The sequence below is a fragment of the Pseudomonas fuscovaginae SE-1 genome, assembly GCF_000364705.1.
GTDB classification, from domain to species: domain Bacteria; phylum Pseudomonadota; class Gammaproteobacteria; order Pseudomonadales; family Pseudomonadaceae; genus Aquipseudomonas; species Aquipseudomonas fuscovaginae_A.
Genome location: NZ_AQOH01000072.1, coordinates 1 through 20921 on the forward strand (window position 1 = coordinate 1; position 20921 = coordinate 20921).

Annotated in this window: 17 protein-coding genes; 11 read left to right on the forward strand and 6 right to left on the reverse strand. The window is 64.1% G+C overall.

The window, feature by feature from the left end; genetic code table 11:
* The first annotated feature begins 120 nt into the window (after nucleotides 1-120).
* The gene (locus tag K675_RS0108350; RefSeq protein ID WP_017903059.1) at nucleotides 121-1095 is read left to right on the forward strand and encodes a serine/threonine protein kinase; all 975 of its coding nucleotides are present in this window, start codon (nucleotides 121-123) and stop codon (nucleotides 1093-1095) included.
* Between the two features lie 201 nt (nucleotides 1096-1296).
* A complete protein-coding gene (gene rarD, locus K675_RS0108355; protein WP_017903060.1) occupies nucleotides 1297-2184 on the forward strand; it encodes an EamA family transporter RarD in 888 nt (295 codons plus the stop codon).
* A 216-nt stretch (nucleotides 2185-2400) separates the two neighbouring features.
* On the opposite strand, the gene K675_RS0108360 is transcribed toward rarD, so the two are convergent.
* Nucleotides 2401-2919, reverse strand: coding sequence for a glycine cleavage system protein R (locus K675_RS0108360; protein WP_017903061.1), 519 nt, complete (start codon nucleotides 2917-2919; stop codon nucleotides 2401-2403).
* Nucleotides 2920-3365: 446 nt separating this feature from the next.
* On the opposite strand from K675_RS0108360, the gene K675_RS0108365 reads away from it, so the two are divergent.
* On the forward strand, nucleotides 3366-5543 hold the full coding sequence (locus K675_RS0108365; RefSeq protein WP_017903062.1) for a malate synthase G: 2178 nt from the start codon (nucleotides 3366-3368) through the stop codon (nucleotides 5541-5543).
* Nucleotides 5544-5649: 106 nt separating this feature from the next.
* Here K675_RS0108365 and K675_RS0108370 read toward each other — a convergent pair whose 3' ends face one another.
* Complete coding sequence (locus K675_RS0108370; RefSeq protein ID WP_017903063.1) at nucleotides 5650-6093, reverse strand: response regulator; 444 nt, start codon at nucleotides 6091-6093, stop codon at nucleotides 5650-5652.
* 316 nt (nucleotides 6094-6409) lie between these two features.
* Here K675_RS0108370 and K675_RS0108375 point away from each other — a divergent pair, with 316 nt between their 5' ends.
* The 8 genes from K675_RS0108375 to K675_RS0108410 all read left to right on the forward strand — a co-directional run bounded on the left by K675_RS0108375 (nucleotide 6410) and on the right by K675_RS0108410 (nucleotide 16451).
* Nucleotides 6410-8344, forward strand: coding sequence for a putative nucleotidyltransferase substrate binding domain-containing protein (locus tag K675_RS0108375; protein ID WP_017903064.1), 1935 nt, complete (start codon nucleotides 6410-6412; stop codon nucleotides 8342-8344).
* Nucleotides 8341-9048 carry a 3'-5' exonuclease gene (locus tag K675_RS0108380; protein ID WP_017903065.1) on the forward strand — a complete coding sequence of 236 codons (708 nt, stop codon included), beginning with the start codon at nucleotides 8341-8343 and terminating at the stop codon, nucleotides 9046-9048. The genes K675_RS0108375 and K675_RS0108380 overlap by 4 nt, the downstream gene beginning before the upstream one ends.
* Before the next feature lie 113 nt (nucleotides 9049-9161).
* The gene (locus K675_RS0108385; protein ID WP_017903066.1) at nucleotides 9162-9680 is read left to right on the forward strand and encodes an RNA polymerase sigma factor; all 519 of its coding nucleotides are present in this window, start codon (nucleotides 9162-9164) and stop codon (nucleotides 9678-9680) included.
* Complete coding sequence (locus K675_RS0108390) at nucleotides 9677-10657, forward strand: FecR family protein (protein ID WP_017903067.1); 981 nt, start codon at nucleotides 9677-9679, stop codon at nucleotides 10655-10657. The genes K675_RS0108385 and K675_RS0108390 overlap by 4 nt, the downstream gene beginning before the upstream one ends.
* A gap of 358 nt (nucleotides 10658-11015) precedes the next feature.
* On the forward strand, nucleotides 11016-13445 hold the full coding sequence (locus K675_RS0108395; protein WP_017903068.1) for a TonB-dependent siderophore receptor: 2430 nt from the start codon (nucleotides 11016-11018) through the stop codon (nucleotides 13443-13445).
* A gap of 68 nt (nucleotides 13446-13513) precedes the next feature.
* On the forward strand, nucleotides 13514-14638 hold the full coding sequence (locus K675_RS0108400) for a PepSY-associated TM helix domain-containing protein (RefSeq protein ID WP_017903069.1): 1125 nt from the start codon (nucleotides 13514-13516) through the stop codon (nucleotides 14636-14638).
* Complete coding sequence (locus K675_RS0108405) at nucleotides 14635-14814, forward strand: hypothetical protein (protein ID WP_026145034.1); 180 nt, start codon at nucleotides 14635-14637, stop codon at nucleotides 14812-14814. Before K675_RS0108400 ends, K675_RS0108405 begins: the two co-directional genes overlap by 4 nt.
* Nucleotides 14815-15158: 344 nt before the next feature.
* Nucleotides 15159-16451 carry an MFS transporter gene (locus tag K675_RS0108410; protein ID WP_017903071.1) on the forward strand — a complete coding sequence of 431 codons (1293 nt, stop codon included), beginning with the start codon at nucleotides 15159-15161 and terminating at the stop codon, nucleotides 16449-16451.
* Nucleotides 16452-16695: 244 nt separating this feature from the next.
* Here K675_RS0108410 and creD read toward each other — a convergent pair whose 3' ends face one another.
* The 4 genes from creD to K675_RS0108430 form a co-directional block, all read right to left on the reverse strand.
* Nucleotides 16696-18069, reverse strand: coding sequence for a cell envelope integrity protein CreD (gene creD / locus K675_RS0108415; protein ID WP_017903072.1), 1374 nt, complete (start codon nucleotides 18067-18069; stop codon nucleotides 16696-16698).
* 87 nt (nucleotides 18070-18156) lie between these two features.
* Nucleotides 18157-19575 carry a two-component system sensor histidine kinase CreC gene (gene creC, locus K675_RS0108420; RefSeq protein ID WP_017903073.1) on the reverse strand — a complete coding sequence of 473 codons (1419 nt, stop codon included), beginning with the start codon at nucleotides 19573-19575 and terminating at the stop codon, nucleotides 18157-18159.
* A complete protein-coding gene (gene creB / locus K675_RS0108425) occupies nucleotides 19575-20255 on the reverse strand; it encodes a two-component system response regulator CreB (RefSeq protein WP_017903074.1) in 681 nt (226 codons plus the stop codon). The genes creC and creB overlap by 1 nt, the downstream gene beginning before the upstream one ends.
* A 58-nt stretch (nucleotides 20256-20313) precedes the next feature.
* Complete coding sequence (locus K675_RS0108430) at nucleotides 20314-20814, reverse strand: ATP-dependent zinc protease family protein (RefSeq protein ID WP_017903075.1); 501 nt, start codon at nucleotides 20812-20814, stop codon at nucleotides 20314-20316.
* Nucleotides 20815-20921 lie beyond the last annotated feature (107 nt).

Here is a 20921-nt window from a genome sequence, read left to right on the forward strand (position 1 = left end):
GGGCGCTCCGCGCCCCAGCGCGGGCAAGCCCGCTCGCCACAGGACTCGATCACCTTTCCTGCTCCTCGTGCGCTAAGATGCCTGGCCGGACGCGGCCGCATGCCGCCCGCAGGAGCCAACATGTCCCACCCGTTTGATACCCTCACCCCCGACCTGGTCCTAGACGCCGTGGAAAGCCTCGGCTTTCTCAGCGACGCCCGGGTCCTGGCACTCAACAGCTACGAAAACCGCGTCTACCAGATCGGCATCGAAGACAGCGAGCCGCTGATCGCCAAGTTCTATCGCCCACAGCGCTGGACCGACGCCGCGATCCTCGAGGAACACCGCTTCACCTTCGAACTCGCCGACTGCGAAGTGCCGGTGGTCGCCCCACTGCAGCACGACGGCGCAAGCCTGTTCGAACACCAGGGTTTCCGCTTCGCCCTGTTCCCACGGCGCGGCGGGCGGGCCCCGGAGCCGGGCAATCTCGATCAGCTCTACCGCCTGGGCCAACTGCTGGGCCGCCTGCATGCGGTCGGCGCCAGCCGCCCGTTCGAGCACCGTGAAGCCCTCGGCGTGCAGAACTTCGGCCATGACGCCCTGGCCACCCTGCTCGAAGGCAATTTCATTCCCGGCAGCCTGCTGCCGGCCTACGAGTCGGTGGCCCGTGACCTGCTCAAGCGGGTGGAACAGATCTATCGCGAAACCCCGCACCGCGACATCCGCCTGCACGGTGACTGCCACCCCGGCAACATGATGTGTCGCGACGAGGTGTTCCACATCGTCGATCTCGACGACTGCCGCATGGGCCCCGCTGTCCAGGACCTGTGGATGATGCTTGCCGGCGACCGCCAGGAATGCCTCGGTCAACTGTCGGAACTGATCGAGGGCTACAGCGAGTTCCACGACTTCGAGCCCCGCGAACTGGCGCTGATCGAACCGCTGCGCGCCCTGCGCCTGATGCACTACAGCGCCTGGCTGGCGCGGCGCTGGGATGACCCGGCGTTTCCACGCAGCTTTCCGTGGTTCGGCAGCGAACGCTACTGGGGCGACCAGGTCCTGGCGTTGCGCGAACAGCTTGCGGCGCTGAATGAAGAACCGCTGAAACTCTTCTGATCGACCTCCGGACAAGCAATCCGAGATTCCTGTGGGAGCGAGCCTGCTCGCGAACGTGGCGCATCAGCCGGCACCCTCGCTGAATGCCACGACGCTATCGCGGGCAAGCTCGCTCCCACGATGGAGCCGTGTTGGAGCACCACAACTCGATAAATCTCCTTACAATCGCTCCTCTGTCAGCAGCCCAAGCAAGGACTTTGCATGCAAGCCGCCAACCCGCGCCGCGGGTACATCCTCGGCCTTACCGCCTACATCATCTGGGGCCTGTTCCCGATCTACTTCAAGATCATCGCCGCCGTGCCCGCAGTGGAGATCATCATCCACCGCGTCCTCTGGTCGGCCCTGTTCGGCAGCCTGCTGCTGGTTGCCTGGAAACATCCGGGCTGGTGGCGCGAACTGCGCGAAAACCCGCGCCGCCTGGCGATCCTGGCCCTGAGCGGCACGCTGATCGCGGCCAACTGGCTGACCTATGTCTGGTCGGTGAACAACGGGCGCATGCTCGAGGCCAGCCTCGGCTACTACATCAACCCGCTGGTCAACGTGCTGCTGGGCATGTTGCTGCTCGGTGAGCGGCTGCGTCGCCTGCAATGGGTCGCGGTGGGCCTGGCGGCCATCGGCGTGGCCCAGCAGGTCTGGCAGGTCGGCAGCCTGCCCTGGGTCTCGCTGGTACTGGCGCTGACCTTCGGCTTCTACGGTCTGATCCGCAAGCAGGCGCCGGTCCAGGCACTGCCCGGCCTGGTGGTGGAAACCTGGATGCTGGTGCCGCTGGCACTCGGCTGGCTGCTGTTGCATCCGGCGGCGAGCAGCGCCCAGCTCGAATTCTGGAGTGACCCTCAATCCTGGTGGCTGGTGGCCGCCGGCCCGGTCACGCTGGTACCCCTGATCAGCTTCAACGCCGCCGCCCGCCACCTGCCCTACACCACCCTGGGCTTCCTGCAGTACCTGGCGCCGACGCTGGTCTTGCTGGAAGCCGTGCTGCTGTTCGACGAGCACCTGTCCTCCAGCACCCTGACCGCCTTCATGTTCATCTGGGCGGGCCTGGTGGTCTACAGCGTGGATATCTGGCTGAGCCTGCGCAAACGCGCTTGATCAGAAAACGTACAGAATCCTGCAAGTCACGACCGGTAAGGGCTGTAGGCTTCCATCCCAAGGTTATCCACAAGCCGGTCCACGCCGTTTGTGCACAAGCCCTTGAAACTGCTCGTTTTTTGCTCAAATCTCGACAGCCCCCGGCCCGCCTGGGCGGGCGCCGTGTCTCCCCAGCTTATCCACAGGCCCGTCCCCGGTTAACTTGGATAAACCGGTTCAGCCTTCGCTGCGCAGCACCAGTTCCACCATCAGGTCGTCGGCCAGGGCTTCCAGGCTGGTCTGCAGGCCATCCAGGGACAGGGTCAGCGGCACCGCCAGGATCGCCTCGGCGTGAAACAGCGGCTCGCTGCTCATCGGCGCCGGACGTACGTCGGTCACCAAGCGTTCGAGATTGACGCCCTGCTCGCTGAGCAGGCGGGTGATATCACGGACGATGCCGGGGCGGTCATTGCCCACCAGTTCCATGGCAATGGGTTTCCAGGTGCAGGACTGCTCGATGCCGCTTTCGGCGATCAGCACGCGGATGCCCTGGCTGGACAGTGCCCGCAGGGCCTCGATCAATTCATCGTGGGCCTCGGCCGGTACGCCGATGCGCAGGATCCCGGCGAACTGTCCGGCCAGACGCGACAGCCGGCTTTCCAGCCAGTTGCCACCGTGGGCGGCGATGCATTGGGCGATCCGTTCGACCTGGCCGGCCTTGTCCGGGGCGAATACAGTCAGTACGAGATGGTCCACGGGGCAGCCCTCTGGCAGTTCATCGCTCCAGTATAGGCAATGACCCGGGCGACGGCCTGGACCTCCATTCCCCGCAATACCCGCCAGGGAGGCGGAATCGCACGCAACAAATTGTGTACTATTTTCATATTTTTATGGAACAACCCATGCATTTCTTGAGAACATCAATGTCTGCTGCGTGACCGGACAGAACCGATTGGTCGCAGAACGACGTATTTAGTCTGATTTTCACAACCGCAACGCATCATGTAGTATGCCCCGGCGCGCACTACATAATCTTGGATGGATGTTCGCCCGAGTGCCTGTGAAATCACGGAGAGCCCTGCCGGCCAAGCTCGGCGGGGCCAGCCCAGCCGTCCGCGAGGGCATGTTCTGGTACTGTGTTTAGAGAAGCACGCAAGGCTTTAAATAGAAGAGCTGAATAGCTGAGCAGAGTGAGGCAAGCAATGACTGAACACGTTCAAGTCGGTGGCCTTCGGGTCGCCAGAGTCCTGTTCGACTTCGTGAACAACGAAGCCATTCCCGGCACCGGTCTGACCGCGGACCAGTTCTGGGCCGGTGCCGACAAGGTCATCCACGACCTGGCGCCGAAGAACAAAGCCCTACTCGCCAAACGCGATGATTTCCAGGCCCGTATCGATGCCTGGCACCAGTCGAGAGCCGGCCAGGCTCACGATGCCGTGGCTTACAAAGCCTTCCTGCAAGACATTGGCTACCTGCTGCCAGAAGCGGCGGATTTCCAGGCCACTACCCAGAATGTCGACGACGAGATCGCCCGCACCGCCGGCCCGCAGTTGGTGGTGCCGGTGATGAACGCCCGTTTCGCCCTCAACGCCTCGAACGCCCGCTGGGGTTCGCTGTATGACGCCCTGTACGGTACCGACGCCATCAGCGAAGCCGGCGGCGCGGAAAAGGGCAAGGGCTACAACAAGGTTCGCGGCGACAAGGTCATCGCCTTCGCCCGCGCCTTCCTCGATGAAGCCGCACCGCTGGCAGCCGGCTCCCACGTCGACTCCACCGGCTACAGCATTGTCGCCGGCAAGCTGGTGGTCGCCCTCAAGGGTGGCAGCAACAGCGGCCTGCGCAACGATGCCCAACTGATCGGTTTCCAGGGCGATGCCGCCAAGCCGACCGCGATCCTGCTGAAGAACAACGGCCTGCACTTCGAGATCCAGATCGACGCCGCAAGCCCCATCGGCCAGACCGATGCCGCCGGCGTGAAGGACGTGCTGATGGAAGCCGCCCTGACCACCATCATGGACTGCGAAGACTCGGTTGCCGCCGTCGATGCCGACGACAAGGTAGTGATCTACCGCAACTGGCTCGGCCTGATGAAGGGCGACCTGGCGGAAGAAGTCGCCAAGGGCGGCACCACCTTCACCCGCACCATGAACGCCGACCGCCGCTACACCGCTCTCGATGGCAGCGAGTTGAGCCTGCATGGCCGCTCGCTGCTGTTCGTGCGCAACGTCGGTCACCTGATGACCATCGACGCGATCCTCGACAGCCACGGCAACGAAGTGCCCGAAGGCATCCTCGACGGCCTGGTCACCAGCCTCGCGGCGATCCACAACCTCAACGGCAATACCGTGCGCCGCAACAGCCGCACCGGCTCGATCTACATCGTCAAGCCGAAGATGCACGGCCCCGAGGAAGTGGCGTTCACCAACGAGCTGTTCGGGCGCATCGAGGAGGTGCTGAACCTGCCGCGCAACACCCTCAAGGTCGGCATCATGGACGAGGAGCGTCGTACCACGGTCAACCTCAAGGCCTGCATCAAGGCCGCCAGCGAGCGCGTGGTGTTCATCAACACCGGCTTCCTCGACCGTACCGGCGACGAAATCCACACCTCCATGGAAGCCGGCGCGATGGTGCGCAAGGCGGCCATGAAGGCGGAGAAATGGATCGGCGCCTACGAGAACTGGAACGTCGACATCGGCCTGAGTACCGGCCTGCAGGGGCGTGCGCAGATCGGCAAGGGCATGTGGGCCATGCCCGACCTGATGGCGGCGATGCTCGAGCAGAAGATCGCCCACCCGCTGGCCGGTGCCAACACCGCCTGGGTTCCATCGCCGACCGCTGCCGCGCTGCACGCGTTGCACTACCACAAGGTCGACGTGTTCGCCCGCCAGGCCGAACTGGCCAAGCGCGCCCGGGCATCGGTGGACGACATCCTGAGCATCCCGCTGGCGAGCAACACCGACTGGTCGGCCGAAGAGATCCGCAACGAACTGGACAACAACGCCCAGGGCATCCTCGGCTATGTGGTGCGCTGGATCGACCAGGGCGTCGGCTGCTCGAAAGTGCCGGACATCAACGACGTCGGGCTGATGGAAGACCGCGCGACCCTGCGCATCTCCAGCCAGCACATCGCCAACTGGCTGCGCCACGGCATCGTCACCGAGGCCCAGGTGCTCGAAAGCCTCAAGCGCATGGCGCCGGTGGTTGACCGGCAGAACGCCGGCGACGCGCTGTACCGGCCGCTGGCCCCGGACTTCGACAACAACATCGCCTTCCAGGCGGCGGTCGAGTTGGTGATCGAGGGCACCAAACAGCCGAACGGCTACACCGAGCCGGTGCTGCATCGTCGTCGCCGCGAGTTCAAGGCCCGCAACGGCCTGTAATCGCGCCGCAGCGCAACGAAAAAGCCCTGGCCGAAACGGTCGGGGCTTTTACATTTCAGTGCTCGCCAGGGTGGGGGCCGTTCCCGGTTGTTACCGGCCCTCTCGATCAGGCCACCATGCCCAGCTCGCGCCGGGCCAGCTTCAACAGGTGATCGGCATTGATCGGTTTGAGCAGGAAATCCACCACGCTCAGGTGCATGGCATCGATGGCATCACGCACCTGGGCATTGCCGGACACGATGATGATCGGCAGCGCCGCGCGCTCCGAGCTGCGCACCTTGCGGATCAGGTCCAGGCCATCATCGGCCATGCGCAGGTCGGTGATCATCAGGCCGATGGAACGATTTTCCTGCAGCAACTCGAACGCCGCACTGCCGCTGGCGGCGCTCAGGCAATTGATCCCATTGATGGCAAAAATCTCCGACAACAGCTCGCGGGCGTCCCGATCGTCATCGACGATCAGCACACGCTGCGCTGGCAACTGGGGAGCATGCATCACCTGAAGTAATGCCTCACGCTCGGCATCGCTCAAAATATCGTGGTCGGTCATACGCTTCTCTGGCTTCCCTTGGCCATTCAAATACCCTGGCACTGTGCTCAGACATCGCTCTACAGCTACTCAATGTGCACTTCGTCGGAAAGTTTTCCAAGAGGTTCAGCATCAAGAACGCGACGAGTTAACTGTAGGTTATTTCCCAAACTGCTGGGGCCACTCCAGTGCTGGCCAGGCAGAGATCAGGCATATTTCCTAAGGACCCTAGACTTACGTCCAATGGGCACCCACCAACAAGCGTCCGACCATGGGGGAAGCAGCGACAGCTCGCGACAGAAACCGATAACAACAACGGACAACAGCGATAGCGGTTATGAGCAAAGCGGATGCCTTCACCCAGGCAGGGAAAACCGCGGTGTTGCAGAACATCCACGGCACCATGCAGTTCCTGCAACGGTTCCCTCCCTTCAACCAGATGGAGCACGCCCACCTGGCCTATCTGGTCGAGCAGTGCCAGTTACGCTTCTACAGCCAGGGCGAGAGCATCATCAAACCCGCCGACGGCCCGGTGGAGCACTTCTACATCGTCAAGCAGGGACGCATCGTCGGCGAACGGCCGCACACGGCCAAGGGCGGAACCCAGACCGTCTTCGAAATCGCCACCGGCGAATGCTTCCCCCTCGCCGCCCTGCTGGGCGAACGCGCGACCCGCACCGAGCACCTGGCGGGCGAAGACACCTTCTGCCTGCAACTGAACAAGCCGGCGTTCATCAAGCTGTTCTCGCTGTCCGACTGCTTCCGCAATTTTGCCCTGCGCTGTGTCAGCAGTCTGCTGGACCAGGTCAACCAGCAGGTCCAGCAGAAAGCCGTGGAAACCCTCGGCACCCAGTACTCGCTCAATAGCCGCCTCGGCGAATTGGCCATGCGCCATCCGGTCACCTGCGGCCCGCTCACCCCCTTGCGCGAAGCCGTCGGCCTGATGCACGAGCAGCAGGTCGGCAGCATCGTGGTGGTCGACGAGCACAAGGCCCCGCTGGGCATCTTCACCTTGCGCGACCTGCGCCAGGTGGTCGCCGATGGCATCAGCGACTTCAACCAGGGCATCGACCGCTACATGACCCAGGCGCCCTTCGCCCTGAGCCCGGAGCACAGCGCCTTCGACGCGGCGATCGCCATGACCCAGCGGCATATCGCCCATGTCTGTCTGGTGAAGGACCAGCGGCTATGTGGCGTGGTCTCCGAGCGCGACCTGTTTTCCCTGCAACGGGTCGACCTGGTGCATCTGGCCCGCACCATTCGCACGGCGGCCCGGGTGGAAAACCTGGTGGCGATCCGCGGCGAGATCGGCCAACTGGTCGAACGCATGCTCGCCCACGGTGCCTCCTCGACCCAGATCACCCACATCATCACCCTGCTCAACGACCACACCGTTTGCCGGGTGATCGAACTGACCCTGGCCGAGCGTGGCGACCCCGGCGTTCCGTTCAGTTGGCTGTGCTTCGGCAGCGAAGGGCGCCGCGAGCAGACCCTGCACACCGACCAGGACAACGGCATCCTCTTCGAGGCCCGCGACGCCGCCCACGCCGCCGAGATCCGCGGCAAGCTGCTGCCGCTGGCCCAGCAGATCAACCAGAGCCTGGCCCTGTGCGGCTTCACCCTGTGCAAGGGCAACATCATGGCCGGCAACCCCGAACTCTGCCTGTCCCGCGCCGAGTGGGCCCGGCGCTTCGCCGCCTTCATCCGCGAGGCCACCCCGGAGAACCTGCTGGGTTCGAGCATCTATTTCGACCTGCGGGTGGTCTGGGGTGAGGAACAGGCCTGCCAGCAACTGCGCCAGGGCATCCTTGCCCAGGTCGCCGACAACCGCCTGTTCCAGCGCATGATGGCCGAGAACGCCTTGCGCAACCGCCCGCCAGTGGGGCGCTTCCGCGAGTTCGTGCTCAGCCGCAAGGGACATGACAAGGCTACGCTAGACCTGAAGATCCAGGGCCTGACCCCCTTCGTCGACGGTGCCCGCCTGCTGGCCCTGGCCAACGGCATCGAGGCCAACAATACCCTGGAGCGCCTGCAGGAACTGGTCGCCCGTGAGGTGATCGACCCGCTCGACGGCGCCGCCTATGAAGAGGCCTATCACTTCATCCAGCAGACCCGCATGCAGCAGCACCAATTGCAGACCCGCGGCAACCAGCCTTACTCCAACCGGGTCGACCCGGAGAGCCTCAACCACCTGGACCGGCGCATCCTGCGCGAGTCGCTGCGCCAGGCCCAGCGCCTGCAGGCCAGCCTGGCCCTGCGGTATCAGCTATGAAACTGTTCTCCTGGTTCAAGGCCAACGCGCCGCAACTCGATGCCGGGCAGTTGCAGCGCCTGCAACGGTTACCCATCGCGGCACCGTTGCGCGAATGCCCGCTGCGCGAACAGCGCTGGGTCGTGGTCGACCTGGAAACCACCGGGCTCAACCTGAACCGCGACCAGGTGATCTCGATTGGCGCGGTGGCGATCGAGGATGGCGCCATCGATCTGGGCCAGTCGTTCGAGCGCACCTTGCAGCGCACCGAACGGACCGTCAGCCCCAGCGTGCTGATCCACGGCCTGGGGCCCAGCGCGCTGGCCGCCGGCAGCGACCCGGTCGAGGCGCTGCTGGACTTCATGACGTTCGTCGGTGACAGCCCGCTGCTGGCTTTCCATGCACCGTTCGACCAGCACATGCTCTGCCGCGCCCTGAAGGAAAGCCTGGGCTATCGCCTGCAGCACCCGTTTCTCGATGTCGCCGACCTCGCCCCGTTGTTGTGCCCCCAGGCGCACTTCCGGGAGGCCGGTCTGGATGACTGGATCGGCCATTTCAAGCTGCAGGTCGAGGAACGCCATCACGCCAGCGCCGACGCCCTGGCCACCGCCGAACTGGCTCTGATCCTGTTCAGCCGGGCGCGCCGGCAACAACTGGACAGCCCGCTGGCCCTGCAACAGCGGCTGGGCCAGTGGAAGCGACGGCAGCAGGCGCCGTCCTTCTGAAGCGACGTAGCGCGGTGATGGCAATCCGACCAGCAACCATTGCAGCTTTCCCGGCGCCCTGAGACAATCGCGAATAATTCTCGTTAATTTAAACTTCCTGCCGGTAATCTCCCGTGTCGTCAGTCCGAAGCCCGCACCATGAGCTTGTTGGCGCCCTGTATCGCGACCATCGCAGCTGGCTGCTGGCGTGGCTGCGGCGCAACATTGCCTGCCCGCAACGCGCCGAGGACCTGAGCCAGGACACCTTCGTGCGCCTGCTCGGACGGGATGAACTCAAGGCGCCCCGCGAACCCAAGGCGTTCCTGGTAGCGATTGCCAAGGGTCTGCTGTTCGACCATTTCCGCCGGGCCGCGCTGGAGCAGGCCTACCTCAACGAACTGATGCGGTTGCCGGAACACGAGCAACCGTCCCTGGAAGAACAGCAACTGATCCTCGAAGACCTCAAGGCCATCGACCGGATGCTCGGCAAACTGTCGAGCAAGGCCCGCGCGGCCTTCCTCTACAACCGTCTCGAAGGCCTGGGCCACGCCGAGATCGCCGAGAAGCTCGGCGTGTCGGTGCCCCGTGTGCGCCAGTACCTGGCTCAGGGCATTCGCCAGTGCTACATCGCGCTGTATGGCGAGCCGACATGAACCCGCACAACAACAAACCGGTATCCGCCCGCGTCCTCGATGCCGCCATTGCCTGGCAACTGTGCCTGGAAGGCAGCGGCCACAGTGCGGTGGAACAGGCCGAATTCGAGAAATGGCACGCGGCGAACGAGGAACACGCCAGGGCCTGGAGCCAGTTGGGCATGCTCGACCAGCGTTTCAGCGGCACCAGCGCACCGGCCCGCAGCGCTCTGCTGAAATCCCGTGACAACGCCCATCGGCGGATGCGCAGGCTCGGCAGCGGCCTGGCGAGCGTGATGCTGGCCTGCGGTCTGGCCCTGCTGCTCGGCAACCGCTATCTGCCGATCGACTACTGGCTGGCCGACCAGCGCACCGCCACCGGCGAGCAGCGTACCCTGCACCTGGCCGATGGCACCGTCATCCAGCTCAATACCCACAGTGCGCTGGATGTGCGTTTCGATGAGAAGACCCGCCGCGTCGTGCTGCGTGACGGCGAGATCCTGATCGAGACCGGTCACGGCGACGCCCGTCCGTTCATCGTCGAGACCGGCGACGGGCGCATGCGGGCGCTGGGCACGCGCTTCCTGGTCAAGCGCGAAGATCAGGGCACACGCCTGAGCGTGCTGCAATCGGCCGTGGCCGCCCGTCCCGAAGCGGCACCGAACGAGCAGATCCTGCAGGAAGGCCAGCAGGTGCTGATGCAACATGACCGCCTGGGCCCGCGGCAACCTCTCGACCCGGGCGCCGATGCCTGGACCCGCGGCATGCTCGTGGTGGACAACGTCCGCCTGGCGGACATGCTCGACGAGCTGGGCCGCTACCGACGCGGGCACCTGGGCGTCGACCCGAAAGTCGCCGACCTGAGGATCACCGGCAGCTTCCCGCTGCACGATACCGACCTGGCGCTGACCGCCCTGCTGCCGACCCTGCCGGTGCAGATCGAGCGACACACGCAATGGTGGGTGACGGTGCAGGCCAAGGCCGATACCAAGCCCTGAATGTCCCAGGCCTCAATGTAGAAACCTGATCGTTCCCGTACGGGAACGATCATCCCCTTGACCGGCCACGGAATGCCCCACACCACCACGGGTGGGAGATTCCCTGATGCTGAACAAGCCTCTCTGGCTGAGAGAAGTCCCATGCCTGGCACAGATCCCTGGTGGGAACCGGCTGACTGGCGATTGCGGAGTGTCAGGCAATGAAGAAGTGCCTGGAGGAACGCAATCGCCAGCCAGCCGGTTCCTACAGGCATGCGGCGCATATTTGAATCTAAATCATTTTCAATCAGCCCTATCACTTTTCGAATCTCGTCCGGCCCATAGGCATTGAGAAACATTTCCATTCAGGAATCCGCCCATGTTCCGCACGCTCGATACCCTGCTTCGCCCCAGTCTCCTGGCCGCCGCCATCGCCCTCGGCACACCGCTGCTCAGCTCGTCGCCGATGGCAGCCGAACAGGCTTCCAGCGTGCGCGCCTGCAACCTGCCGGCCGGCCCGCTGGGCGCCGTCCTGAGCCAGATCGCCAGCCAGGCGGGCGTAGCCCTGAGCCTTGATCCGGCCCTGGCCGCCGGCAAGACCTCGGCCCCGGTCCAGGGCCAATTCGACACCCTGACCGCGCTGCATACCGCGCTGAACGGCACCGGCCTGCAACTGGTGCAGAGCAGTGCCGGGACCTATACCCTGGTCCCGGTTACCACCGGCGCGCTGGCCCTGCCGGAAACCAACATCACCGGCCAGGGCGCTGGCGAAAGCGCCTGGGGCCCGGTCGAAGGCTACGTGGCTACCCGCACTGCGGCCGGGACCAAGACCGATACCTCGCTGCTCGAAGCGCCACGCTCGATCTCCGTGGCGACCCGCGAGCAAATGAAACAGCGCAACGTACAGAACCTCGACGACGCCGTACGCTACATGCCGGGCATCGTCGCCAGCAGCTTCGGCAGCGACAGCCGCGCCGACTGGCTGCTGGTTCGCGGTTTCGAACCGACCCAGTTCCTCGATGGCCTGCCACTGCCCAAAGGCGTGTACGCCAACCCGAAAATGGAAACCTGGAACCTGGATCGCGTTGCCCTGCTGCGTGGTCCGGCTTCCTCGGTGTACGGCCAGACCCCGCCCGGAGGCCTGATCGACATGGTCAGCCGTCGTCCCAGCGCCGAAGCCAGCCATGAGGTCGAAGTGCAATACGGCACCGACAACCATCGCCAGATCAACTTCGCCAGCACCGGCAAGATCGATGACGACGGCCAGTTCCTCTACAACCTCAGCGGCGTGGTGCGCGACGGCGGTACCCAGATCGAAAAGATCGATGACAAGCGCTACAACATCGCCCCCAGCCTGACCTGGAACATCGACGCCGATACCAAGCTGACCCTGCTCTCGCAGTTCACCCGCGACGATACCGGGATGACCAGCCAGTTCCGGCCGATTCAGGGCACCAAGATCAAGATGCCGTTCGGCGACATCTCCCGCGACAAGAACCTCGGCGACCCGAACTGGGAATACTACGACCGCACGTACTACTCCCTGGGCTACGCCTTCGAACACCGTTTCAACGATACCTGGCAGTTCCGCCAGAACCTGCGCTACACCAAATCCGAGCTGTCCTTCCAGGCCATCACTCCAACGTCCTACCCCTATGGGCTGGTGGATAACCAGGGCAACCTGTCTTCGCGCACCACCACCAGCACCGACGAAAACATCGGCCAGATCGCCCTCGACAACAACCTGCAGGGCAACTTCAACACCGGTGATATCAGCCACACCCTGTTGCTCGGCCTGGATCACCAGCGCAGCGATACCACCTACACCTCGATCTTCGGCAGCGCCCCCGGCATCAACGTGAACAACCCGACCTACGGGTTGCCGATCACCCGCCCGGCACGCGCCAGCGCCTACTATGACTACAACCAGAAGACCAACCAGACCGGTCTCTACATCCAGGACCAGATGGCCCTGGACCAATGGCGCCTGACCCTCGGCGGGCGTGAAGACTGGGTCCACAGCGGCACCACCTACTTCAACAAGAACGACGTGACCAACACCCAGCGTGACAAGGCCTTCACCGGCAACGCGGCCATCAGCTACGTGTTCGACTCGGGCGTGGTGCCCTACCTGTCGTACGCCGAGTCGTTCCAGCCGACCAGCAACGCCAGCGCCTCGCCCACCGAAACCTTCAAGCCAACCGAAGGCAAGCAGTGGGAACTGGGCGTGAAATACCAGCCACCCGGCAGCAACACCCTGCTCAGTGCCGCTGTGTATGACCTGACCCAGAAAAACGTGCAGGTCACCGATATGGTCGGCAACACACCGGTCACCAGCCAGACCGGCGAAGTGAAGGTCAAGGGCCTGGAACTGGAGGCCACCTCCGACGTCACCGAGAACCTCAAGCTGATCGCCAGCTACACCCTGTCCAAGTCCGAAGTGCAAAAAGGCATCTACAAGGGCAACCGCCTGCAACGGATGCCCGCGCAACAGGCCTCGCTGTGGACCGACTACACCTGGCACAGCGGCTTCCTCGATGGCTTCGGCGTCGGCGCGGGCGCCCGCTACACCGGCAACACCTACGGCGACCAGGCCAACACCTGGCTCGGCAAGGCCGATGGCTACACGGTCTTCGACGCCTCGGTTCACTACGACCTGGGCCGCGTCGACAACGCCCTCAAGGGTGCCACCGTGGCGGTCAAGGCCACCAACCTGTTCGACAAGGAATACCTGTCCACCTGCGACGGCTACTACTGCTACTACGGTGACCAGCGCAGCGTGGTCGCCAGCGTGAACTACAAGTGGTAAGCCGCTAGCTTCATCGCGTCGAAACAAGGGTCACGGGCAACCGTGGCCCTTTTGCATTTGGAAAAGCCATGAAAAGCCAAACCATCCGCCGCTGGTCCTTCATCCACACCTGGACCAGCCTGATCTGCACCCTGTTCCTGCTGATGCTGGCGCTGACCGGGCTGCCGTTGGTCTTCCACCATGAAATCGACCACCTGCTGGGCAACGAGCCGGAGCTGCGGCAGATGCCCGCCGACACCCCGCAACTGAACCTGGAACAACTGGTGCAGGCCGCCCAGGCCCATCGCCCCGGCGAGGCCATGCAGTACCTGGCCTGGGACGAGGATGACCCGAACGGGGTGATCGCGATCATGGCCGCCACCGCCGGCACCGAACCCAACTCGTCGCACTCCTTCATGCTCGACGCGCGTACCGGCGAGGCGCTGGAAACGCCGGCGGCCAATGGTGGGCTGACGCTGTTCCTGCTGCGCCTGCACGTGGACATGTTCGCCGGGCTGCCCGGCAAGCTGCTGCTGGCGTTCATGGGCGTGCTGTTCGTGCTGGCGATCATCTCCGGCACGGTGCTGTACCTGCCGTTCATGCGGCGCCTGAAGTTCGCCAGCGTGCGCCAGGACAAGTCCACCCGCCTGCGCTGGCTCGACCTGCACAACCTGATCGGCATCGTCACACTGACCTGGTGCCTGGTGGTCGGCATCACCGGCGTGATCAGCGCCTGTGCCGACCTGATCATCGACGCCTGGCGCAATGAAAGCCTCGCCGCCATGGTCGAGCCCTACCGCAACGCCCCACCGCTGACCCGGCGCGCCCCGGCCAGCGACCTGCTGAAGATCGCCGGGCAGGCGGCTCCCGGCATGCAGCCGGACTTCATCGCCTTCCCCGGCACACGCTTCTCCAGCGAACATCACTACGCGGTGTTCATGAAAGGCGCCAGCCAGCTCACCTCGCACCTGCTGACACCCGTGCTGATCGACGCCAGCACCCTGCAGGTCACCGCCGTGGCCGAACGGCCCTGGTACCTGGACGCGATGGGCATGTCCCAGCCCCTGCACTTCGGTGATTACGGCGGCCTGCCGATGAAGATCCTCTGGGCCCTGCTCGACGTGCTGACCATCATCGTGCTCGGCAGCGGTCTGTACCTGTGGTGGATCCGCCGCCATGCCAAGGCCATCGCGACGACGCAGGCCAACCGATGAAACCGAGAGCCTCGAGTGTCTGGAAGGTTTTCGCCATGCCGCTACTGATCGCCGTGCTCACGGCCGCCGGCCTGTTCACCGCCCTGCTCGGCGACGGTCTGTGGGACACGCTGAGCTGGCTGGGACTGGGGACTCCAGCGGTGATCGGCATCCAGGCCCTGCTGCGTCGCCGTTGACCGAAGAGTCATACGACAACAACGAAAGCGCCCACGGGTCAGAAACTGCCAGGAGCGCTTTTTTATTGAAATCCCAATTGACATCCGCTCTAGAGAGTCCTTATAAAGGCCACAGTCATACGACGACATACAACGAAACAAATTCGCTCCAATAAAAATAATTCAAAGAGTGTCAACGCAAATGATCGAACTCATCGCTTTCCCAGCAGGCCCCCGCGCCTTGCACGCCACCCGTACCCCGATGGCTCATTCGCCGCCCTCCTGATGCCCCTGTCAATCGGTTCCCCGTTCGAGCACGGGGCGCCGCGCACCACCTCGACTCCAAGAACAACAATGGTGAAGTGATGAAAATCAAAGGCATCCGCTGGTGGATGATCGGCCTGGTCACCTGTGGCCTGATGGTCAACTACCTGGCTCGCAACACGCTGTCGGTGGCCGCGCCGACCCTGATGAGCGAGATGAACGTTTCCACCGAGCAGTACTCGCATATCGTCGTCGCCTGGCAGATCGGCTATGCACTGATGCAGCCGATCGCCGGCTACATCGTCGACGCCATCGGCACCAAACTGGGCTTCGCGATCTTCGCCATTGCCTGGTCCCTGGCCTGTGCGGCGGCGGCCCTGGCCAACGGCTGGCAGGGCCTGGCATTCGTGCGTGGTCTGCTCGGCGTCACCGAGGCCGCCGGCCTGCCGGCAGCGGTCAAGACCACCACCGAGTGGTTCCCGGCCAAGGAACGCTCCGTCGCCATCGGCTGGTTCAATATCGGCTCCTCCTTCGGCGCGCTGCTGGCACCACCGCTGGTGGTCTGGGCGATCCTGCAGAGCGGCTGGCAACTGGCGTTCATCATCGTCGGCGCCCTGGGCATCGTCTGGAGCCTGGCCTGGCTCTGGCTGTACAAGCACCCGCGGGACCAGAAACGCCTGAGCGACACCGAACGCGACTACATCCTCAGCGGCCAGGAACAGCACTTCAAGGAAACCGGCAAGAAAAAGGCCAGTTGGAAGAAGGTGGTCATCAGCCGCAATTTCTTCGCCATCGCCAGCGCACGCTTTCTCTCGGAGCCGGCCTGGCAGACCTTCAACGCCTGGATTCCGCTGTACCTGATGACCGAACGGCACATGAACATCAAGGAAATCGCGATGTTCGCCTGGCTGCCGTTCCTCGCCGCCGACCTGGGCTGCATCCTCGGTGGCTACCTGAGCCCGTTCTTCCACAAGCACCTGAAGGTCAGCCTGTTCACCTCGCGCAAGCTGGTGATGTTCCTCGGCTGCAGTTGCATGATCGGTCCGGCCTGCATCGGCCTGGTGGAGAGTCCGTACACCGCCATCGCCCTGCTCTGTGTCGGCGGCTTTGCCCACCAGACCCTGTCGGGTGCACTGTATGCGATCACCTCCGACTCCTTCGGCAAGAACGAGGTGGCCACCGCCACCGGTGTCGGCGGCATGTTCGGCTACTTCGGCGCGGCCCTGTTCACCATGCTGCTGGGCATCATGGTGACCAAGGTCGGCTACAGCCCGCTCTTCGTGGTCCTGGCGATCTTCGACATCGTTGCCGCGCTGCTGGTGTGGAACGTGGCCCGGCCGATCAAGGCGGTGCCGAGCGAACCGACACTGAACGGAGCACCTGCCACAGCGTGATCATCACGCCCCTTGCCGCTCCCACCACCTTTGCACCTGTGGGCAACCGCGAATCCATGGGTGCCCTCCTCCTGTGGGAGACGGCCGGGCGGCGCTCCGCTTGCTGGCGATTGCGGTCCGACATTCGGCATCGTTGTCGTCTGACTGAACGCTATCGCCAGCAAGCCGACTCCCACATTCACCCTCACAGATCAATCGTGCCAGCCGCGCCCCCCACCGCTGATCCTCGCGCAACCCCAGCGACCTACTCATGGACCACCTCGCCAGCGGCCTGCCGACCAGCGCTGGCCTTCACCAGCCCCACGCCATACCAGTCAAGCTTGCGGGTCAGTACCATGAACACCCCGAGCAGGCTGAACAGCAGCAGCGAGCCCATCAGCAGCGCATAGTCTTCGGCACTCAACAATCCGTACAGCAGGCCATAGAGCGCCGCCAGCGCCGCCGCGAAGCCCAGGCCATGCCCCAGGCCGCGCAACACATGGCAGGTGTAGAAACCGATCAGGCCGACACAGGCCCCCGCCGACACCAGGTACGCCATGCCAAAGCCCAGGTGTTCCGACAGCGACAGCAGCAACAGATAGAACAGGGCCAGCGCCACGCCGACCAGGGCGTACTGGATCGGGTGGACGGACAGGCGCTTGAGCACTTCGAACAGGAAGAAGCCGGCAAACGTCAGGGCAATGAACAGCAGGGCATATTTGATCGCCCGGTCGGACTTGAGGTACTGGTCCACCGGATCGATCAGGCTCACGCCGAAACTGCGATCGTTGAAGGACTCGCAACGGTTGGTGTCCACGCAACTGCTCATCGCTTCGTGCAGGTTGGTGGAGAAGAACGAGGTCTGCCAGTTGGCCGTGAAACCCTGTTCGGTCACTTCACGCTGGGCCGGCAAATAGTTGCCGATGAAGCTCGGATGCGGCCAGTCGGCGGCCAGGTGCACGCTGCTGGTCTTGCCCACCGGAATCACCTGCAACTGGCCGGTGCCCTGCAGCGTCAGGTCGAACTCGAAATCCAGGCGTTGCTGCTGCCGGCCATCGACTCGTGGCAGGGTCACATGCACACCATCGCCCAGCCAGCTCACCTGGGTGCCCGGCGTGAACTCCAACTGCCGGTCCCCCAACTGCAGGGTCAGCGCGTTCTCGATACCACGGATATCGCTGATGCCGACGGCCAGGTAGGGTTCGTCGAAACGGTAGTCGGCGAAATCCTCGTCGATGCCCAACTGCGCCGGCAACACGAAAGTGCCGCTGATATGGTTGTTGGCGTGAAACAACCGCGCTTCATAGATACCCCGCGCACGGCGTTCGGTCTGGATCTTGCCATCGACTTCGAAACGATCCGGCAACATGAACAAGCGCCCGCTGACTTCCTTGCTCTCCTGGATACGCTTGCCCTTGGCGTCGGTCGTCCACTCGCGCACCGTCTGGCGATAGGGCACCACCAACACCGGCCCGCTGATCAACTGGCTATTGCTGGAACTGCGGGCGATATCCTCCAGGACGCCATCGCGCAGGTACTGCCGCTCGTTGATCAGACCGTCGATCATCATCAACGGAATCAGCAACAACAGCATCAACAGGGCAATCGCCCCGAATTTTATCGCCAGACTGCGGTTCATGGGTCTCTCTCCCTGATTGGAATGGGAGAGAGTCTGGGGGCGCCATGTGGGGCGTTGATGGAGCCCATGTGGAGACTGTGTGGAGATTCAGGGCAGGCGCAACGTCACCTCGACCCCGCCCTCGACATTGCCGATCCTGAACTGCCCCCCGTGCAACTTCACCACTTCTTCGACGAAGTTGAGCCCCAGCCCGGTGCTCTTGCGCCCGCTGGCCGGGCGCGGCAGCGAGTAGAAGCGCTCGCTCAGGCGTGGCAGGGCGTAGTCGGGAATCGCCTCGGCCTGGTTGAACAGGCTGAAGCGCAACTGCTGCTGGTCCCGTTCGGCAACGAAACGGATCACGCCACCGGACGGGGTGAAATCCAGCGCATTTTCCAGCAGGTTGCCGATGGCCTGGCGCAGCAGGAAGCGTTCGCCGAACACGCTGACGTCGGCGGCGATCCGCTGCTCGACGCACAGCCCGGCCCGTTGGATGCGAGCGGCCTGCGCCTGCAGCACTTCGTCGACCAATGCCGCCAACGGCACCTCCACCTGCTCTTCCAGCACCTGGCGTTGCTCCACCAGCGCCAGGTTCAACAGCCGTTCGATCAACTGCTGCATCCGTGCGCTTTCGTTCTCGATGTTGCCGACGAAACGCTCGCGCTGAGCGTTCGGCATCTCGCCATGCAACAGCTCGGCGGCACCGCGAATCGCCGCCAGCGGACTTTTCAGTTCATGGGTCAGGGTGTGCACGTAGCGCTCGACGTAGGCCTTGCCCTCCAGTTGCGTGCGCATGTGTTCCACGGCGCTGGCCAACTGTTCGATTTCCCCACCGCGATAATGCGGCAACTCGGCGCGCCGGCCTTCGCTGACCGCCTGGGCGTAGGCGGTCAGCCGGCGCAGGGCCGCACTCAGCCACCAGGAGAGCAGCGCGCCGAACAGCAGGCCGAGGACGATCAGCCCGGCCCCCCAGAGGATCAGCCGGTGCTCGGTGCGATCGACATAGGGCTGCAACGAGCTGTTGGGCTTGGCCACGGTGACCACGCCGATGATCCGCCCCTGGTCGGTGATCGGCGCACCGACGTGCATCACCGACGAGTTCGGGTCGTCGGGATCGGAGCGGGTCGAACGCGCGCCATACTCGCCGCGCAGGGTCAGGTACACATCGTTCCAGCGCGAATAGTCCTGCCCCAGCGCCAACCCGGCGGAGTCGAGCAGGACGATGCCCCTGGCGTCGGTCACATAGATGCGATGGTTGACCTGGTTCTTCGGCAGCCCCCAGATGTTCGCCGCCGGCTTGCGCTTGCCATAAGCCTTGAGCACCTCGGGCAGGCGGCTCTGGCCGAGGGTGCCGGCCTTGACGTCGTCGTGGAGGATTTCCGCCAGCAGGTTGGCGGTGTCCACCAGGGTTTCTTCGGTGGACTGGCGCACGCCGGGGCGAATTTCCTTCATCACCGTGCTCAGCACGAAATAGCCGGTCAGGCCGACGAACAGAAAATACACCAGGAAGATCCGCAGCCCCAGCGGCATCAGCTATGACCCGGGCTGTAGCTGTAGCCGAGCCCGCGATGGGTCTGGATCGGTTCCGCCTCGCTGGCCACCAGCCGCAGCTTGGCCCGCAGGCTCTTGATGTGGCTGTCGATGCTGCGCTCGTAGCCGGCATCCGCTGCAACGCCGACGGCATCGAGCAATTGCTCGCGGCTGAACACCCGCTCGGGCTGTTCCAGCAGGCGGGCGAGCAGGCGGAATTCATGGCGGGTCAGGCTCAGGACCTGGCCGCGATAGCTGATCTGCACCCGTTCATGATCGACCACGAAACGCTCATCGGCCGCCGCGGCCGGCGCCTGGGGCACCACGCGCTTGAGAATCGCCCGCACCCGCGCCGCCACTTCGCGTGGGCTGAAGGGTTTGACCACGTAGTCGTCGGCGCCGATCTCCAGGCCCACCACCCGATCGATCTCGCCGTCACGGGCACTGAGGAAGATCACCGGCACCTCGGTAAAGCGCCGCAGTTGCTTGCAGACCTCGAAGCCGCTGATGTCCGGCAGGCCGATATCGAGGATCAGCAAATCAGCCGGCGTGGTGCGCTGGTATTCGACCGCGGCACCGCCGAGGTTCAGCCAGGTGGTGGTGAAACCCTCGCCCTGCAGGGCATAGACCAGGGTATCGGCAATCGCCGCTTCGTCGTCGACTATCAGGATATGGGGCATGGCGTCCGAGCACTGTGGGCAATGGCGCAACGGTGCCGGACGCGCGCCGCTCCGTCAATCAGCAGTCGGGCTGGTCGGCGGTATAACGCCGCGCCGGGTTCACCGCCGCGCCGAACTCACGCAGGGCCTTGGCACCGATCAGCAGCGGATAGTTGAAGCTGCTGCGGTTGGTCAGGTTGACCTCCACCGTGCGCTTGACGTTGCCCAGGCACATCTCCAGGTCGACCACCGGGCGCTTGCTCGGGTCGGCGACTTCACCGTCCTCGTCTTCCTCGGCGCGGGTCTTGATCTTGCTGATGCGCGACACCTTGTGCTCGTAGACCTTGTTGTCGGCGTCGGCGGTGCCGAGGCGGAAGCGCACCCAGTCCTCGCCATCGCGCTTGAACAGCTCGATGTCCTTGGCCGACAGCGACGCGGTCAGCGCGCCGGTGTCCATCTTGGCCTTGAAGGTCTGGCCGATCTCCGGCAGGCGGATGTATTCGTAGCGCCCGTAGAGGGTCGGCTCGGCGGCCATGACCGGCAGGGCCAGGAGGGACAACAGGGCAAGAGCGGATTTCACGTGGGCTGTACCTTTGAGTGGACGCGCAGAGGCGTGAAGTTTAGACCGCGCCGTCGTCATTGGTTCATGAACGATCGGCTAAATGATGGCTAACCTGGGCCATCTTG

Excerpts from the sequence above, each read along its gene's own strand:
- K675_RS0108350 (WP_017903059.1), top strand. The coding sequence starts at position 121 with ATGTCCCACCCGTTTGATACCCTCACCCCCGACCTGGTCCTAGACGCC.
- rarD (WP_017903060.1), top strand. The coding sequence starts at position 1,297 with ATGCAAGCCGCCAACCCGCGCCGCGGGTACATCCTCGGCCTTACCGCC.
- K675_RS0108365 (WP_017903062.1), top strand. The coding sequence starts at position 3,366 with ATGACTGAACACGTTCAAGTCGGTGGCCTTCGGGTCGCCAGAGTCCTG.
- K675_RS0108370 (WP_017903063.1), bottom strand. The coding sequence starts at position 6,093 with ATGACCGACCACGATATTTTGAGCGATGCCGAGCGTGAGGCATTACTT.
- K675_RS0108375 (WP_017903064.1), top strand. The coding sequence starts at position 6,410 with ATGAGCAAAGCGGATGCCTTCACCCAGGCAGGGAAAACCGCGGTGTTG.
- K675_RS0108380 (WP_017903065.1), top strand. The coding sequence starts at position 8,341 with ATGAAACTGTTCTCCTGGTTCAAGGCCAACGCGCCGCAACTCGATGCC.
- K675_RS0108390 (WP_017903067.1), top strand. The coding sequence starts at position 9,677 with ATGAACCCGCACAACAACAAACCGGTATCCGCCCGCGTCCTCGATGCC.
- K675_RS0108395 (WP_017903068.1), top strand. The coding sequence starts at position 11,016 with ATGTTCCGCACGCTCGATACCCTGCTTCGCCCCAGTCTCCTGGCCGCC.
- K675_RS0108400 (WP_017903069.1), top strand. The coding sequence starts at position 13,514 with ATGAAAAGCCAAACCATCCGCCGCTGGTCCTTCATCCACACCTGGACC.
- K675_RS0108405 (WP_026145034.1), top strand. The coding sequence starts at position 14,635 with ATGAAACCGAGAGCCTCGAGTGTCTGGAAGGTTTTCGCCATGCCGCTA.
- K675_RS0108410 (WP_017903071.1), top strand. The coding sequence starts at position 15,159 with ATGAAAATCAAAGGCATCCGCTGGTGGATGATCGGCCTGGTCACCTGT.
- creD (WP_017903072.1), bottom strand. The coding sequence starts at position 18,069 with ATGAACCGCAGTCTGGCGATAAAATTCGGGGCGATTGCCCTGTTGATG.
- creC (WP_017903073.1), bottom strand. The coding sequence starts at position 19,575 with ATGCCGCTGGGGCTGCGGATCTTCCTGGTGTATTTTCTGTTCGTCGGC.
- creB (WP_017903074.1), bottom strand. The coding sequence starts at position 20,255 with ATGCCCCATATCCTGATAGTCGACGACGAAGCGGCGATTGCCGATACC.